Raw genomic sequence first — 16313 nt, forward strand, 5'->3', positions numbered from 1 at the left:
CGATCATGTTCCAACCCTCTCCCTGGCGCGCGGATTTTCCCGCCATCGCCGCCCTGCAACGCCAGCACCAGACCTATCTGGACAGCGCGGCAACCACCCAGAAACCCCAAGCCCTGCTTGATGCGCTGAGCCATTACTACGCCCATGGCGCAGCCAATGTGCACCGTGCCCAGCACCTGCCGGGCGCCCTGGCGACCCAGGCCTTCGAGGCCAGCCGGGAAAAAGTCGCGCTCTGGCTCAATGCCAGTGCCAGCGGGCAAATCGTCTTCACCCACGGCGCCACCTCGGCGCTGAATCTGCTGGCCTACGCCCTCGAACACCGTTTCGAGGCCGGTGAGGAAATCGCGGTCAGCGCCCTCGAACACCACGCCAACCTGTTGCCGTGGCAGCAACTGGCCAAGCGCCGCGGCCTGAAGCTGGTGGTCCTGCCGCTGGACGGGCGCGGCCAGATCGACCTCGACGCCGCCCTGCAACTCATCGGCCCGCGCACTCGCTTGCTGGCGGTCAGCCAGCTCTCCAATGTCCTTGGCACCTGGCAGCCGTTGCAGCCGTTGCTCGACCATGCCCGCGCCCAAGGCGCGCTGACTGTGGTCGACGGTGCACAAGGCGTGGTCCACGGCCGGCACGACGTTGCCCGGCTGGGTTGTGATTTCTACGTCTTTTCCAGCCACAAGCTCTACGGCCCGGATGGCCTCGGCGTGCTCTACGGGCGCCACGAGGCATTGGCGCTGCTGCGCCACTGGCAGTTCGGCGGCGAAATGGTGCAACTGGCCGGATACGAAGAGTCGAGCTTCCGCCCCGCCCCACTTGGCTTCGAAGCCGGTACGCCGCCGATCGCCAGCGTGATCGGCCTCGGCGCGACCCTGGACTACCTGGCCAGCCTCGACCAGAACGCCGTCACCGAACATGAAGCCGCGCTGCACCGCCATCTGCTGCGCGGCCTGCAGGACCGCGAAGGCGTTCGCCTGCTCGGCGCTCCGCAGGCGGCCCTGGCCAGCTTCGTGGTGGATGGCGTGCACAACGCCGATGTATCGCACCTGCTGACCGAGCAGGGTGTCGCCGTGCGCGCCGGCCATCACTGCGCCATGCCGTTGGTCAACCGCCTCGGGCTCGACGGCGCGATCCGCGTGTCGCTGGCGCTGTACAACGATTCGGACGACCTGCTGCACTTCTTCAACGCGCTGGACCAGGCCCTGGAGTTGCTGCGATGAGCCTCGCCCCCGGTGCACAAGAGGCACTCGACAGCTTCAACGCCGCGGCGGGCTGGGAACAGCGCGCCCGCCTGCTGATGCAGTGGGGCGAACGGCTGACGCCGCTGAGTGATGAGGAAAAGTCCGACGCCAATCGCGTCCATGGCTGTGAAAGCCAGGTGTGGCTGGTGGCCCATGAAGCAGACGGCCGCTGGCGTTTCGCCGCGGGCAGCGATGCGCGCTTGATTCGCGGCTTGCTGGCGTTGTTGCTGGTGCGGGTCGAGGGTTTGTCCAGCGCCGAACTGCGCGCGCTGGACCTGCCCGACTGGTTCAATCAGCTCGGCCTCGGCCGGCAGCTCTCGCCTTCGCGCAGCAACGGTCTGAACGCCGTGCTGCAACGCATGGCTCAGCTCGCTTCGGGCGGCTGAGCCTTTTTGCGCTCGGCCGGGCGGCGCGCGCCGCCCACCAGTTTCTCCACCGCCTTGCTCGCGGCCACCATGCCGAAGGTGGCCGTGACCATCATCACCGCGCCTAAACCGCCGGCGCAGTCCAGCTTGACGCTCTCACCGGCAAAACTCTTCTGCAGGCAGATGCCGCCTTCCACGTCCGGGTAACGCAACTGCTCGGTGGAAAACACGCAGGGCACGCCGTAGTTGCGGCTGACATTGCGCGAGAAGTTCCAGTCGCGGCGCAGCGTCGAGCGCACCCGCGACGCCAGCGGGTCGTTGACCGTGCGGTTGAGGTCGGCGACCTGGATCTTGGTCGGATCGAGCTGCCCGCCGGCGCCGCCGGTGCTGATAACGGTGATCTTGCGGCGTTTGCACCAGGCGATCAGCGCCGCCTTGGCCATCACACTGTCGATGCAGTCGATCACGCAATCGATCTCCTCGGTGATGTACTCGGCCATGGTGTCGCGGGTGACGAAATCCGCCACCGCATGCACCGTGCAATCCGGGTTGATGGCGCGCAGGCGCTCGGCGGTGACCTCGACCTTGGGCTTGCCGACATTGCCGTCCAGCGCGTGCAACTGGCGGTTGGTGTTGCTCACGCAGACGTCATCGAGGTCGAACAGCGAGATCTCGCCCACGCCGCTGCGGGCCATGGCTTCCGCCGCCCAGGAGCCGACGCCGCCAATACCGACCACCGCGACATGCGCGGCGCGCAGGCGTTGCAGGCCCTTCTGGCCGTAAAGCCGGGCAACACCGGCGAACCGTGGATCATCTGTAGTCATGGGCCCAACCCTGAAAAACCGGCGCGCATTATAGGCCCCTCGGGGAACAATGACAGCCCGCCCGGCACATCATCGGACGGTCCGCACATTGGTAATGATGGCACCAATGCTGCTAAGGTCCCGGCAAAATGTCCTACGCTACAAAAAGTCTTGGACGACAAACCACGGGATTCAGAACTTCATCCTCTGAAGGAAATCCAACGGCTGCCTGGTCATCGTTGCTGCAGTAAATGACTGAGCGTCGCCCTGGATCCGCGCACCTCGCGCTGGCCCGTTCCACCCTCCGGAACCCGAACTATCTATGTCATCGCGTAAATTTGGTCTCAACCTGGTGATTGTCATGGCGATCGCCGCGCTTTTCACCGGGTTCTGGGCGTTGATCAACCGCCCGGTTTCCGCTCCCGACTGGCCGGAGCAGATCTCCGGTTTCTCCTATTCACCGTTCCGGCTCGGACAAAGCCCACAGAAAGGTCAGTACCCGACCGAAGCCGAGCTGCGCGAAGACCTCGAGCAACTCAGCAAGCTGACCGACAGCATCCGTATCTACACCGTAGAGGGCACCCAGGCGGAAATCCCGCGTCTGGCCGAGGAGTTCGGCCTGCGGGTGACCCTCGGCGTGTGGATCAGCCCGGATCAGGAGCGCAACGAGCGGGAAATCCAGAAAGCCATCGAACTGGCCAACACCTCGCGCAGCGTCGTGAGGGTCATGGTGGGCAACGAGGCGTTGTTCCGCGAAGAGATCACCCCCGAGGCGCTGATCCAGTACCTCGACCGGGTGCGCGCGGCAGTCAAAGTGCCGGTGACCACCAGTGAGCAGTGGCACATCTGGAAGGAACACCCGGAGCTGGCCAAGCACGTCGACCTGGTGGCCGCTCACATCCTGCCGTACTGGGAATTCATCCCGATGAAAGACGCCGGCCAGTTCGTGCTCGACCGCGCCCGCGACCTCAAGCACCTGTTCCCGCGCAAACCGCTGCTGCTGTCGGAAGTCGGCTGGCCGAGCAACGGCCGCATGCGCGGTGGCGCCGACGCCACCCAGGCGGACCAGGCCATCTACCTGCGCACCCTGGTCAACAAGCTGAACCGCCAGGGCTACAACTACTTCGTCATCGAAGCCTACGACCAGCCGTGGAAAGTCAGCGACGAAGGCTCGGTCGGCGCTTACTGGGGCGTGTTCAACGCCGCCCGCCAACAGAAATTCAACTTCACCGGCCCGGTCGTGGCGATCCCGCAATGGCGGGTGCTGGCGGTGGGCTCGGTGGTGCTGGCCTTGCTGTCGCTGACCCTGCTGCTGATCGACGGTTCGGCCCTGCGCCAGCGCGGGCGCACCTTCCTGACCTTCACCGCGTTCCTCTGCGGTTCGGTGCTGGTATGGATCGGCTATGACTACAGCCAGCAATACAGCACCTGGTTCAGCCTGACCGTTGGCATCCTGCTCGCCCTCGGTGCGCTCGGGGTGTTCATCGTGCTGCTGACCGAGGCCCACGAACTGGCCGAAACCGTCTGGAACAAACGGCGCCGGGAATTCCTGCCGGTGCACTCGGACGAAGCCTACCGGCCCAAAGTCTCGGTGCATGTGCCGTGCTACAACGAGCCGCCGGAGATGGTCAAACAGACCCTCGATGCCCTGGCAGCGCTGGATTATCCGGACTACGAAGTCCTGATCATCGACAACAACACCAAGGACCCGGCGGTCTGGGAGCCGATCAAGGCCCACTGCGAACTGCTGGGCGAGCGCTTCAAGTTCTTCCACGTCTCGCCCCTGGCCGGTTTCAAGGGCGGCGCGCTGAACTACCTGATCCCGCATACCGCCAAGGATGCCGAAGTGATCGCGGTCATCGACTCGGACTACTGCGTCGACCGCAACTGGCTCAAGCACATGGTGCCGCACTTCGCCGACCCGAAAATCGCCGTGGTGCAGTCGCCGCAGGACTACCGCGACCAGAACGAAAGCACCTTCAAGAAGCTCTGCTACTCCGAATACAAAGGCTTCTTCCATATCGGCATGGTCACCCGCAACGACCGCGACGCGATCATCCAGCACGGCACCATGACCATGACCCGGCGCTCGGTCCTGGAAGAACTGGGCTGGGCCGACTGGTGTATCTGCGAAGACGCCGAGCTGGGCCTGCGGGTGTTCGAAAAAGGCTATTCCGCCGCCTATTCCCACAACAGCTACGGCAAGGGGCTGATGCCGGACACCTTCATCGACTTCAAGAAGCAGCGATTCCGCTGGGCCTATGGCGCGATCCAGATCATCAAGCGCCACACCGCCAGCCTGCTGCGCGGCAAGGACACCGAGCTGACCCGTGGCCAGCGCTACCACTTCCTCGCGGGCTGGCTGCCGTGGGTCGCTGATGGCATGAACATCTTCTTCACTGTCGGTGCACTGCTCTGGTCGGCGGCGATGATCATCGTGCCGCAGCGGGTCGATCCGCCGCTGCTGATCTTCGCGATCCCGCCGCTGGCGCTGTTCTTCTTCAAGGTGGGCAAGATCGTGTTCCTGTATCGCCGCGCGGTCGGGGTCAACATGAAAGACGCCTTCGCCGCCGCGCTCGCGGGTCTGGCGCTGTCTCACACCATCGCCAAAGCGGTGCTGTACGGCTTCTTCACCACCAGCATTCCGTTCTTCCGCACACCGAAAAACGCCGACAGCCACGGCGTGCTGGTGGCGCTGTCGGAAGCGCGGGAAGAACTGTTCATCATGCTGCTGTTGTGGGGCGCGGCAGCCGGGATCTATCTGGTCCAGGGCCTGCCGAGCAATGACATGCGCTTCTGGGTGGCCATGCTGCTGGTGCAGTCGCTGCCGTATGTGGCGGCGCTGATCATGGCGCTGCTGTCGTCGCTGCCCAAACCGGTCGAAGCGGTAGAGCCGGCACAGGCATAACAAAAGCGGTGGGAGCGAGCCTGCTCGCGCCCACAATGACGACGTCCTGCCTCATCAAAAGGGCCCTTTTGGGCTCTTTTGCTATAAGATAACGCCCCAAAATCGTACCCCCCTGCCTTGCTCCCGGAGTCCCCCATGACGGCCCGCGCCGAACTCTCGCCCACCCTCGAACTGGCCTGCGACCTGATTCGCCGTCCCTCGGTGACCCCGCTCGACTTCGACTGCCAGAAACAGATGATGCAGCGCCTGGGCGACGCGGGTTTCATGCTGGAACCGATGCCCTTCGAGGACGTGGACAATTTCTGGGCCACCCATGGCACCCAGGACGGTCCCGTGCTGTGCTTCGCCGGTCACACCGACGTGGTGCCCACCGGCCCGGTGCAGGCCTGGCAGAACGACCCGTTCGACGCGCTGATCGACGCCGACGGCATGCTCTGCGGCCGCGGCGCCGCTGACATGAAAGGCAGCCTGGCGTCCATGATCGTCGCCACCGAGCGCTTCGTCGCCGACTACCCGAACCACCGCGGCAAAATCGCCTACCTGATCACCAGTGACGAAGAAGGCCCGGCCCACCACGGCACCAAGGCGGTGGTAGAGCGTCTGCGCGAACGCGGCGAGCGTCTGGACTGGTGCATCGTCGGCGAACCGTCGAGCACTACACTGGTGGGCGATGTGGTCAAGAACGGTCGCCGTGGCTCCCTCGGTGCCAAGCTCACCGTTCGCGGCAAGCAAGGCCACGTGGCCTATCCGCACCTGGCGAAGAACCCGATCCACCTGGCCGCTCCGGCCCTGGCCGAACTGGCCGCCGAGCACTGGGACGAAGGCAACGCGTTCTTCCCGCCGACCAGCTTCCAGATTTCCAACCTGAACTCCGGCACCGGCGCCACCAACGTGGTTCCGGGCGACCTGACCGCGCTGTTCAACTTCCGCTTCTCCACCGAGTCCACCGTCGAAGGCCTGCAACAGCGCGTCGCGGCGATCCTCGACAAGCATCAACTGGAGTGGGACATCGATTGGGCGCTGTCCGGCCTGCCATTCCTGACCGAGCCGGGTGACCTGCTCGACGCCGTGTCGGCCAGCATCAAGGCGGTCACCGGCCGCGAGACCCACGCCTCCACCAGCGGCGGCACCTCCGATGGCCGTTTCATCGCCACCCTCGGCACCCAGGTGGTCGAGCTGGGCCCGGTCAACGCCACCATCCACCAGGTCAACGAGCGCGTTCTCGCCAGCGACCTCGATGTGCTGACCGAAATCTACTACCAGACCCTGATCCGGTTGCTCGCCTGATGCTCACCTGCCCCCTCTGCACCGCGCCCCTGAGCGCCCTCGACAACGGTGTCGGCTGCCCGGCCGGCCACCGTTTCGACCGGGCCCGCCAGGGCTACCTGAACCTGTTGCCGGTGCAGCACAAGAACAGCCGTGATCCCGGCGACAACCAGGCCATGGTCGAAGCCCGCCGCGACTTCCTCAACGCCGGCCACTACGCGCCGGTCGCCCGGCGCCTGGCCGAACTGGCCGCCGAACGCGCCCCCGGGCGCTGGCTGGACATCGGCTGTGGCGAGGGCTACTACACGGCGCAGATCGCCGAGGCGTTGCCCGAGGCGGACGGTTATGCCCTGGACATCTCCCGCGAGGCGGTCAAGCGCGCCTGCAAACGCAGCCCCGCGCTGACCTGGCTGGTGGCGAGCATGGCCCGCGTGCCGCTGGCCGACGCCAGTTGCCAGTTCATCGCCAGCGTCTTCAGCCCGCTGGACTGGCAGGAGGCCCGCCGCCTGCTCAGCCCTGGCGGCGGCCTGATGCGGGTCGGACCGACCCGCGGCCACCTGATGGAACTGCGCCAGAAGCTCTACGATGAAGTGCGCGACTACGCCGACGACAAGCACCTGGCCCTGGTGCCGGCGGACATGGTCCACGCCCACGGTGAAACCCTGGAGTTTCGCCTGAGCCTGAGCCTCCCCGCCGACCGCGCCAACCTGCTGGCCATGACCCCGCACGGCTGGCGCGCCAGCGCCGAACGCCGCACTGCGGTGATCGAGCAGGCCGAGCCGCTGGAAGTCACCGTTTCAATGCGCTACGACTATTTTGTGCTGCAAGACTGAGCCCTCCCGGAGATCCCCATGCGCCAACCCGATATCGAGATTTACCTGAAGGACGCCGACGTCGATCACAAGCAGATCGCCGCCTGGCTGGAGGCCGCGCTGGGTCCGTGCAGCGAATGGAAGCAGAAAGGCCAGACCTTCAAGTGCACCGCCGGTGACATTCCTGTTACCTGGCTGCCCAAGGCCGTAGGAAAATGGAACAGTCTTTACCTGGAAAGTGACAAGACCCCGTGGGAAGACGACATCGCCTGCGCCCGCGCCGCCTTTGCTGCGCTGAACGTCGAAGTACGTTGCGCACCGGGCACCTGGGTCGAGGAAGAAGGTGAAGACGACGCCGATCGCTGGATCCGGATCAGTGCCGATGGTGAAGAAGAGATTACCTGGAGAACCCACTGAGGGATCACTCGCAAGCTACAAGCTGCAAGAGGCACGGTCCACTTGCAGCTTATGGCTTGACGCCATTGCCGGCCTTCAGAGGCCTACGACGTCTTCCGCCTGAAGCCCTTTCTGGCCTTGGGTCAGGTTGTACTCAACCTGTTGCCCTTCGAGCAGGGTGCGGTGACCCTCGCCACGAATCGCGCGGTAGTGAACGAAGACGTCCGCCCCGCCCTCACGCTGAATAAAGCCATAGCCTTTGGCGTCGTTGAACCATTTCACACTTCCAGTCTCACGAGACGACATCTGTAACACTCCGGATTTTTATTTTGGACTCGCCTTGTCGGCCAGGATTTTTACGGCCTGGACTACGCCGCTTGCTGATTAATCTTGCAAGCGGCGGACCGAGTATAAGACAGACATGAAATATTTTTTATGACCTGACCGCTTTTTGCTGAACTTGCGCGGATACGGCACACTTGCCCGTCAAGCTGCACTTGCGTCCCATTTTTCAGAGCAGACACCGTATGACCCGTTCTCCCCTGCGCCGCCTGATTTTCGGTGCCTTGCGCCGACTGTTGTACCTATGGGTTCGCTCCGAGACCATCAATCAGTCCTCCTTCACGCTCAACCTGGACCGCAGCCGTCCGGTGTTCTACGCCCTGCAGTCGCCCTCGCTGACCGACCTCGCGGTCATTGACCGTGAATGCACCAAAGCAGGGCTACCACGCCCGGTCCTGCCCGTTGCCGTTGGCGACCTGATGGAGCCGGCCGCCTTCTTCTACCTGACCCCGGAACCGGACTGGCTCGGCCGCCAATACAAGCGTGGCGCGCCGCCAACCCTCGGCCGTCTGGTCAGCGCGGTGAACCAGCAGCCGGAACAGGATGCGCAGATCATTCCGGTCAGCGTGTTCTGGGGCCAGTCACCGGCCAGCGAGTCGAGCCCGTGGAAACTGCTGTTCGCCGATAGCTGGGCGGTCACCGGGCGCCTGCGCCGGTTACTGACCATCCTGATCCTCGGTCGCAAGACCCGCGTGCAGTTTTCCGCGCCGATCCACCTGCGCGAGCTGGTCGATCACAACAAGGGCCACGAACGCACCGTACGCATGGCCCAGCGCCTGCTGCGGGTGCACTTCCGCAATCTGAAGAGTGCGGTCATCGGCCCCGACATCTCGCACCGGCGCAATCTGGTCAAGGGCCTGATCCACGACCCGCTGGTGCGCCAGGCCATCGCCGATGAGGCCGAGCGGGAGAAAATCCCGGTGGCCAAGGCCGAAGCCATCGCCCTGCGCTACGGCAACGAAATCGCCTCGGACTACACCTACACCGCCATCCGCTTCCTCGAAGTGGTGCTGAGCTGGTTCTGGAACAAGATCTACGACGGCATCAAGGTCAATCATATCGAGCAGGTCCAGGGCATCGCCCCGGGTCACGAAGTGATCTATGTGCCGTGCCACCGCAGCCATATCGACTACCTGCTGCTGTCCTACCTGCTGTTCCGCAATGGCCTGACCCCGCCGCACATCGCCGCCGGGATCAACCTCAACATGCCGGTGATCGGCGGCCTGCTGCGGCGCGGCGGCGCCTTCTTCATGCGCCGTACCTTCAAGGGCAACCCGCTGTACACCGCAGTGTTCAACGAATACCTGCACACCCTGTTCACCAAGGGTTTCCCGGTGGAGTACTTCGTCGAGGGCGGACGCTCCCGCACCGGGCGCATGCTGCAACCGAAGACCGGCATGCTGGCGATCACCCTGCGCAGCTTCCTGCGCTCCTCGCGCACGCCGATCGTCTTCGTCCCGGTGTACATCGGCTACGAACGGGTGCTGGAAGGCCGCACTTACCTGGGCGAGCTGCGCGGGGCGAGCAAGAAGAAGGAATCGATCTTCGACATCTTCAAGGTGCTCGGCGCGCTGAAGCAGCGCTTCGGCCAGGTCTCGGTGAACTTCGGCGAACCGATCCGCCTCGGCAACTTCCTCGACCAGCAGCAACCCGGCTGGCGCGAACAGCAACTCGGGCCGCAGTTCCGTCCGGCATGGCTGAACGAAACCACCTCACGCCTGGGTGAGAAAGTCGCCCAGCACCTGAACGAAGCGGCGGCGGTCAACCCGGTCAACCTGGTGGCGGTGGCGCTGCTGTCCACCAGCCGCCTGGCCCTGGACGAACGCGCCCTGACCCGTATTCTCGACCTGTACCTGGCGCTGCTGCGCCAGGTGCCCTACTCGCCGCACACCACCCTGCCGGAAGGCGACGGCCTGGCGCTGATCAGCCACGTGCGGGGCATGGACCTGCTGGCAGAACAGCGTGATGCCCTGGGCCGGATCCTGTATCTGGACGAGCAGAACGCGGTGCTGATGACCTATTACCGCAACAACGTCCTGCACATCTTCGCCCTGCCGGCGCTGCTGGCGAGCTTCTTCCAGAGCAGCTCGCGGATGAGCCGCGAGCTGATCCTGCAATACGCCCGCGCGCTGTACCCGTACCTGCAATCGGAGCTGTTCCTGCGCTGGGAGCTGGAGGAGCTGGACGGGGTGATCGACCAGTGGCTGCAAGCCTTCGTCGAACAGGGCCTGCTGCGCTACGAGAACGGCGTCTACCTGCGCCCGGCGCCGAGTTCGCGGCAGTTCGTGCTGCTGACCCTGCTGGCGCGGGCGATTACCCAGACCCTGCAGCGCTTCTACATGGCCACCTCGTTGCTGCTCAACAGCGGCCAGCACAGCCTCAGTGCCGAAGAGCTGGAAGACCTCTGCGTGGTCATGGCCCAGCGCCTGTCGATCCTGCACGGGCTCAATGCCCCGGAGTTCTTCGACAAGAGCCTGTTCCGCCACTTCATCCAGACCCTCGTGGAACAAGGCGTACTGCGCCCGGACGACGCCGGCAAGCTGGGCTTCCACGACAAGCTCGGCGAACTGGCCGAAGGCGCGGCCAAGCGCGTGCTGTCGGCGGAAGTGCGCCTGTCGATCCGCCAGGTCGCCCTGCACCGCGAAGAACACGCCGGTCCCGAGCAGCCTTGAACCACGGGTAATCGACGAAAACTCCGACAGCACCGCGGGAAGTCGATTACCAAAAAATCCGCTAAAGTCCTCGATGCCGGTCACAAGCCGGCATCAAGGACAGGAGACTCCATGAAAAAACTCTTCACGCTGTGCTGCGCCTCGCTGCTGGCAGCCTGCTCAAGCCACACCCCCGACTCGAAAGCCACGCTGGACGGCGAGGTTTTCTACCTGCAACGCATCGCCCTGCCGCCCGCCGCCACACTCGATGTCAGCCTGATTGACGTCTCGCTGGCCGACGCACCCGCGGTGACCCTGGCCCGCCAGAGCGGCAAGGTTTCCGGCCAGGTGCCGCTGCCTTTCCACCTGCAATACAACACCGCCCAGGTCAAACGCGGCCACCGCTACGCGGTGAGTGCGCGGATCGAGCTGGACGGCAAGTTGCTGTTCATCAGCACCGAACAGCACAGCGTCAAGCTCGACGGCAACGACCCACAACCGCTGCGGATCAAGGTTGATCAGGTCCGCTGATGTCCCCGCTCAATCGCTCCCCGATGAAGGATGCTGCCATGTTCCGCCCCGCTCTCACCTTTACCGGCCTGTGCGCAGGCCTGCTGCTGTCGGCCAGTGCCATGGCCCTGTCGCTTGGCGACCTGAGCCAGAAAGACGCCGCCGGCGGCCTGAAAGACGCCCTGACTCAAGGCGCGCAGATTGCCGTGAAACAACTGGGTGCGCCCGGTGGTTTCAGCAACAACCAGGACGTACGCATCGAACTGCCGGGTAAACTCGGCAAAGTCGCGAGCAAAATGAAAATGCTCGGCATGGGTGAACAGGTCGAGCAACTCGAAACCAGCATGAACAAGGCCGCCGAAGCGGCTGTTCCGCAAGCGCAGGCGCTGTTGGTGGACGCGGTGAAGAAAATGACCGTGGATGACGCCAAGAACATTCTCAGCGGCGGCAACGACTCGGCGACCCAGTACCTGAGCAAGACCAGCCGGGAACAGATCCGCGCCAAGTTCCTGCCGATCGTCAAGCAGGCGACCGATCAGGTTGGCCTCGCCAAGCAATACAACAGCTTCGCCGGACAGGCCGCGAGCCTTGGCGTGGTGGATGCCAAGAGCGCGAACATCGAAAGCTATGTGACCGAACAGGCGCTCAACGGGCTGTTCGAGATGATCGGCAAGCAGGAAGAGACCATCCGCCAGAACCCGGCGGCAGCGGCGACCAGCCTGGCCAAGAAGGTGTTTGGCGCCCTCTGATCCTGCGCTGCACCGCCCCACAGGGTTTTGGGCCTGCCTGGAGATATCCAGACAGGCCCGACACTCACTCCTCCCGCTTGACCCTGAACCACGCCGCATACAACGCCGGCAGGAACAGCAAGGTCAACGCCGTCGCCACGATCAGCCCGCCCATGATCGCCACCGCCATCGGTCCGAAGAACACGCTCCGTGACAGCGGAATCATCGCCAGCACCGCCGCCAGGGCGGTCAGCACGATCGGCCGGAAGCGGCGCACCGTCGCCTCGATGATCGCCTGCCAGCGGCCCAGCCCCGCCGCGATGTCCTGCTCGATCTGATCCACCAGGATCACCGAGTTACGCATGATCATCCCCGACAAGGCGATGGTCCCGAGCATGGCGACGAAGCCGAACGGCTGGCGGAACACCATCAGGAACAGCACCACACCAATCAGCCCCAGCGGCGCGGTGAGGAACACCATCGCCATGCGCGAGAAGCTGCGCAGTTGCAGCATCAGCAGGGTCAGCACCACCACCACGAACAGCGGCACGCCGGCGTTCACCGAGTTCTGCCCGCGCGCCGAGTCTTCGACCGTGCCGCCGACATCAAGCAAGTAGCCATCCGGCAGTTCGGCCCGCACCGCCTCCAGGGTCGGCAGGATTTGCTTGACCAGGGTCGCCGGCTGATCCTTGCCGTAGATATCGGCGCGGACGGTCACGCTCGGCAGGCGGTTGCGGTGCCAGATGATGCCTTCCTCGAAGCCGTATTCCAGGGTCGCCACTTGCGCGAGGGCCACGCTGCGGCCATTGTCGGTGGGCACCGACAGGCTCGACAGATGAGCCAGCTGGGTACGTTCTTCCTGGGTGCCGCGCAGCAGGATTTCGATCAGTTCATTGTCTTCGCGGTACTGGCTGACGCTGCTACCGGTCAGCGAGCTTTGCAGGAACCTCGACAGGTTCGCCGTGCTGACGCCAAGGGCGCGGGCGCGGTCCTGATCGATATTCAGGTAGACCACTTTGCTCGGCTCTTCCCAGTCCAGGTGGACGTTGGCCACGTGCGGGTTCTCGCGCACCTTGGCCGCCACCTTGCGCGCCAGCGCGCGGACCTGCTCGATATGCTCGCCGGTCACCCGGAACTGCACCGGATAGCCCACGGGCGGACCGTTCTCCAGACGGGTCACCCGCGAACGCAGGTCAGGGAATTGCTCGTTGAGGGTTTCGATCAGCCAGGTGCGCAGCGCTTCGCGGTCTTCGATGGTTTTAGCCAGCACGACGAACTGAGCAAAGCTGGCCGCCGGCAACTGCTGGTCCAGCGGCAGGTAGAAGCGCGGCGAACCGGTGCCGACGTACGCCACATAGTTGTCGATGCCCGGACGCGCCTTGAGCAACGCCTCCACGCGCTTGACCTGCTCGGCGGTGTTGGCCAGCGACGCACCTTCCGCCAGCTTCAGGTCCACCATCAGTTCCAGGCGACCGGAGGCCGGGAAGAACTGCTGCTCGACGAAGCGGAAGCTCATCACACTGCCGACGAACAAGGCGATGGTCAGCACGATCACCGTCTTGCGCCGAGCCACGCACCAGCTCACCACGCGGCGCACGCGCTGGTAGAACGGCGTGCCATAAGGGTCCGTCTCGCCCTCGCCGGTGCCGTGTTTCTCCCGGTGCAATTTCGCCAGGTCCGGCAGCAGACGCTCGCCCAGGTACGGCACGAACACCACCGCCGCCACCCATGACGCCAACAGGGCGATGGTCACCACCTGGAAGATCGAGCGGGTGTATTCGCCGGTGCCGGATTGCGCGGTGGCGATGGGCAGGAAGCCCGCCGCGGTGATCAGGGTGCCGGTGAGCATCGGGAAGGCGGTGCTGGTCCAGGCATAGCTCGCCGCCTTGAAGCGGTCGAAGCCCTGTTCCATCTTGATCGCCATCATTTCCACGGCAATGATCGCGTCGTCCACCAGCAGGCCCAGCGCCAGCACCAGCGCGCCGAGGGAAATCTTGTGCAGGCCGATGCCGAAGTAATACATCGCGGCGAAGGTCATCGCCAGCACCAGCGGAATCGCCAGCGCCACCACCAGGCCGGTGCGCATGCCGAGGGAGAAGAAGCTCACCAGCAACACGATCGCCAGCGCTTCCACCAGCACGCGGACGAACTCGCCGACGCCGGTCTTCACCGCCGCGGGCTGGTCGGAAACCTTGCGCAGTTCCATGCCCGCCGGCAAGTTGTTGGCGATACGGGCGAATTCGACTTCCAGCGCCTTGCCCAGCACCAGAATGTCGCCGCCCGCCTTCATCGAAACGGCCAGGCCGATGGCGTCCTCGCCCATGAAACGCATGCGCGGCGCGGGTGGATCGTTGAAGCCGCGGTGCACCTGGGCAACATCACCGATACGGAACGTGCGCTCGCCCACGCGGATCGGGAACTGCTCGATCTGCTCGACACTGTCGAAACGTCCGGTCACGCGCAATTGCAGGCGCTCGGTCGGGGTTTCGAAGAAGCCCGCAGTGCTCACCGCGTTCTGCTCTTCCAGCGCTTTTTGCACCGCCTCCAGCGGCAGACCGAGGGTGGACAGCTTGGTGTTGGACAGCTCGATCCAGATTTTCTCGTCCTGCAGGCCGAGCAGTTCGACCTTGCCGACGTCCTTCACCCGCTGCAGTTGAATCTGCACCCGGTCGGCGTAGTCCTTGAGCACGCCGTAGTCGAAACCGTTGCCGGTCAGGGCGTAGATATTGCCGAAGGTGGTGCCGAACTCGTCGTTGAAGAACGGCCCCTGGATACCTGGCGGCAGGGTGTGGCGGATGTCCGCGACTTTCTTGCGGATCTGATACCAGAGCTCGGGAATCTGCGCCGAATGCATCGAGTCGCGGGCCATGAAGGTGACCTGCGATTCACCGGGCCGCGAGAACGACACGATCTTTTCGTACTCGCCGGTCTCCATCAGCTTCTTTTCGATGCGCTCGGTGACCTGCCGCGAGACTTCCTCGGCGCTGGCGCCCGGCCACAAGGTGCGGATGACCATGGCCTTGAAGGTGAACGGCGGGTCTTCACTCTGACCCAATTTGGTGTAGGACAACGCCCCGACGATAGCCAGCAGGAGCATCAGGAACAGCACGATCTGCCGGTTGCGCAAGGCCCAGGCGGAGAGGTTGAAACCCATCGGGACTTACTCCTTGGCCGCCAGATTCACCACGCGATTGGACCGGTCCACCGGCCGTACTTCCTGCCCCTCGTGCAGCACATGACCGCCCGCGGCGACCACCCAGTCGGACGCGCTCAGGCCTTCGAGCACCGGCACGCTGTCCTGGCCATAGGCGCCGACCCGTACCGGGGTGCGTTTCAGGGTGTTGTTGGCATCGACACGCCAGACGTAGGTCTGACCGTTCTCCGCGCTCAGCGCCGAGAGCGGCACCGCCAGCGGGATCTGCTCGGCGTGCTGGATGAAGACCCGGGCGCTCTGGCCCAGCTCGGCCGGCACCTTGCCGGTGTTGAAGGCAATGCGCGCGGCGAAGGTGCGCGACCGCGGATCGGCGGCGGGCGACAGCTCACGGATGCGGCCCTCGAAACGCTGGCCGGGTTGCGACCACAGCTCCACCGCCACCGGCTGGCCCACCGCGAAGCGACCGAAGTTCTGCTCCGGCAGGCTGATCAGCACCTCGCGCTCGCCATCGGCGGCCAGGGTGAACACGGTCTGGCCGGCGGCAACCACCTGGCCGACTTCCACCTGACGTTTGGCGACCACGCCATCTTGGGACGCGCGCAGCACCGAATAACCGGCCTGGTTGCCGGCCACGTCGAACTCGGCACGCATCTGCTTGAGACGGGCCAGACCCGAGCGATAGAGGTTTTCCGCGTTGTCGTATTGCGAGTGACTGACCATCTGCCGGTCCAGCAGCGTCTTGTAGCGATCGCGCTCGGCCTGCACCAGGTTCAGATTGGCCTCGGCGGCGGCCATCTGCGCGCGGGTCGCTTCCAGTTGCAGGCGCACGTCCTGCGGGTCCAGCTCGGCCAGCGGCTGGTCAGCCTTGACCCGTTGCCCCTCCTCCACCAGCCGCTTGCTCACCTTGCCGCCGATACGGAACGCCAGCTCCGGCTCGAAGCGCGCGCGCACCTCGCCGGGGTAGCTGTCCACCGCCGCCGATGCCGGCTGCGGCTGCACCACCATGGCGGGACGGATGACGGTGGGCGGGGTGCTTTCCTGCCCGCAAGCGGACAACAACGCGATGAGCAGAGCGGGCAAAGCGACGGGCAAGGCATGGCGCAACATGGGAAATGACCTTTCGCGAGGGGTGCTTCGAATATTTAT

The 16313-nt window shown here is 64.7% G+C and carries 13 protein-coding genes; 9 read left to right on the forward strand and 4 right to left on the reverse strand.

Annotation, left to right across the window (positions count from 1 at the left end; all coding sequences use genetic code 11):
* Positions 1-5 precede the first annotated feature (5 nt).
* Complete coding sequence (locus tag CKW37_RS03785) at positions 6-1211, forward strand: aminotransferase class V-fold PLP-dependent enzyme (protein ID WP_095154105.1); 1206 nt, start codon at positions 6-8, stop codon at positions 1209-1211.
* Entirely contained in the window at positions 1208-1618 is a 411-nt protein-coding gene (locus CKW37_RS03790; protein ID WP_095154106.1) for a SufE family protein, read from the forward strand. The genes CKW37_RS03785 and CKW37_RS03790 overlap by 4 nt, the downstream gene beginning before the upstream one ends.
* Here CKW37_RS03790 and tcdA read toward each other — a convergent pair.
* Positions 1597-2421, reverse strand: coding sequence for a tRNA cyclic N6-threonylcarbamoyladenosine(37) synthase TcdA (gene tcdA, locus CKW37_RS03795; protein ID WP_095154107.1), 825 nt, complete (start codon positions 2419-2421; stop codon positions 1597-1599). The genes CKW37_RS03790 and tcdA overlap by 22 nt on opposite strands.
* A 301-nt stretch (positions 2422-2722) precedes the next feature.
* Here tcdA and CKW37_RS03800 point away from each other — a divergent pair, with 301 nt between their 5' ends.
* The 4 genes from CKW37_RS03800 to CKW37_RS03815 all read left to right on the forward strand — a co-directional run bounded on the left by CKW37_RS03800 (position 2723) and on the right by CKW37_RS03815 (position 7803).
* Complete coding sequence (locus CKW37_RS03800) at positions 2723-5308, forward strand: glycosyltransferase (RefSeq protein WP_095154108.1); 2586 nt, start codon at positions 2723-2725, stop codon at positions 5306-5308.
* A 135-nt stretch (positions 5309-5443) separates the two neighbouring features.
* On the forward strand, positions 5444-6595 hold the full coding sequence (dapE, locus tag CKW37_RS03805) for a succinyl-diaminopimelate desuccinylase (protein ID WP_095154109.1): 1152 nt from the start codon (positions 5444-5446) through the stop codon (positions 6593-6595).
* Positions 6595-7407: a putative RNA methyltransferase gene (locus CKW37_RS03810; RefSeq protein ID WP_095154110.1), complete on the forward strand. Its 813-nt coding sequence runs from the start codon at positions 6595-6597 to the stop codon at positions 7405-7407. Before dapE ends, CKW37_RS03810 begins: the two co-directional genes overlap by 1 nt.
* A gap of 18 nt (positions 7408-7425) precedes the next feature.
* Complete coding sequence (locus tag CKW37_RS03815; protein WP_095154111.1) at positions 7426-7803, forward strand: hypothetical protein; 378 nt, start codon at positions 7426-7428, stop codon at positions 7801-7803.
* Positions 7804-7878: 75 nt separating this feature from the next.
* Here the strand turns inward: CKW37_RS03815 and CKW37_RS03820 are convergent, their stop codons facing one another.
* The gene (locus tag CKW37_RS03820; protein ID WP_038996759.1) at positions 7879-8088 is read right to left on the reverse strand and encodes a cold-shock protein; all 210 of its coding nucleotides are present in this window, start codon (positions 8086-8088) and stop codon (positions 7879-7881) included.
* 221 nt (positions 8089-8309) lie between these two features.
* On the opposite strand from CKW37_RS03820, the gene plsB reads away from it, so the two are divergent.
* From plsB to CKW37_RS03835, 3 genes are all read left to right on the forward strand, one after another.
* A complete protein-coding gene (gene plsB / locus CKW37_RS03825) occupies positions 8310-10796 on the forward strand; it encodes a glycerol-3-phosphate 1-O-acyltransferase PlsB (protein WP_095154112.1) in 2487 nt (828 codons plus the stop codon).
* A 111-nt stretch (positions 10797-10907) separates the two neighbouring features.
* Positions 10908-11306 carry a YbaY family lipoprotein gene (locus tag CKW37_RS03830; protein ID WP_095154113.1) on the forward strand — a complete coding sequence of 133 codons (399 nt, stop codon included), beginning with the start codon at positions 10908-10910 and terminating at the stop codon, positions 11304-11306.
* A 38-nt stretch (positions 11307-11344) separates the two neighbouring features.
* The gene (locus CKW37_RS03835; RefSeq protein ID WP_095154114.1) at positions 11345-12034 is read left to right on the forward strand and encodes a DUF4197 domain-containing protein; all 690 of its coding nucleotides are present in this window, start codon (positions 11345-11347) and stop codon (positions 12032-12034) included.
* Between the two features lie 64 nt (positions 12035-12098).
* Here CKW37_RS03835 and CKW37_RS03840 read toward each other — a convergent pair whose 3' ends face one another.
* Both CKW37_RS03840 and CKW37_RS03845 read right to left on the reverse strand, forming a co-directional pair.
* Complete coding sequence (locus CKW37_RS03840) at positions 12099-15167, reverse strand: efflux RND transporter permease subunit (RefSeq protein ID WP_095154115.1); 3069 nt, start codon at positions 15165-15167, stop codon at positions 12099-12101.
* 6 nt (positions 15168-15173) lie between these two features.
* A complete protein-coding gene (locus CKW37_RS03845; protein ID WP_095154116.1) occupies positions 15174-16274 on the reverse strand; it encodes an efflux RND transporter periplasmic adaptor subunit in 1101 nt (366 codons plus the stop codon).
* Between the last annotated feature and the right edge of the window lie 39 nt (positions 16275-16313).

Source organism: Pseudomonas sp. Irchel 3E13 (genome assembly GCF_900187455.1).
GTDB lineage: Bacteria > Pseudomonadota > Gammaproteobacteria > Pseudomonadales > Pseudomonadaceae > Aquipseudomonas.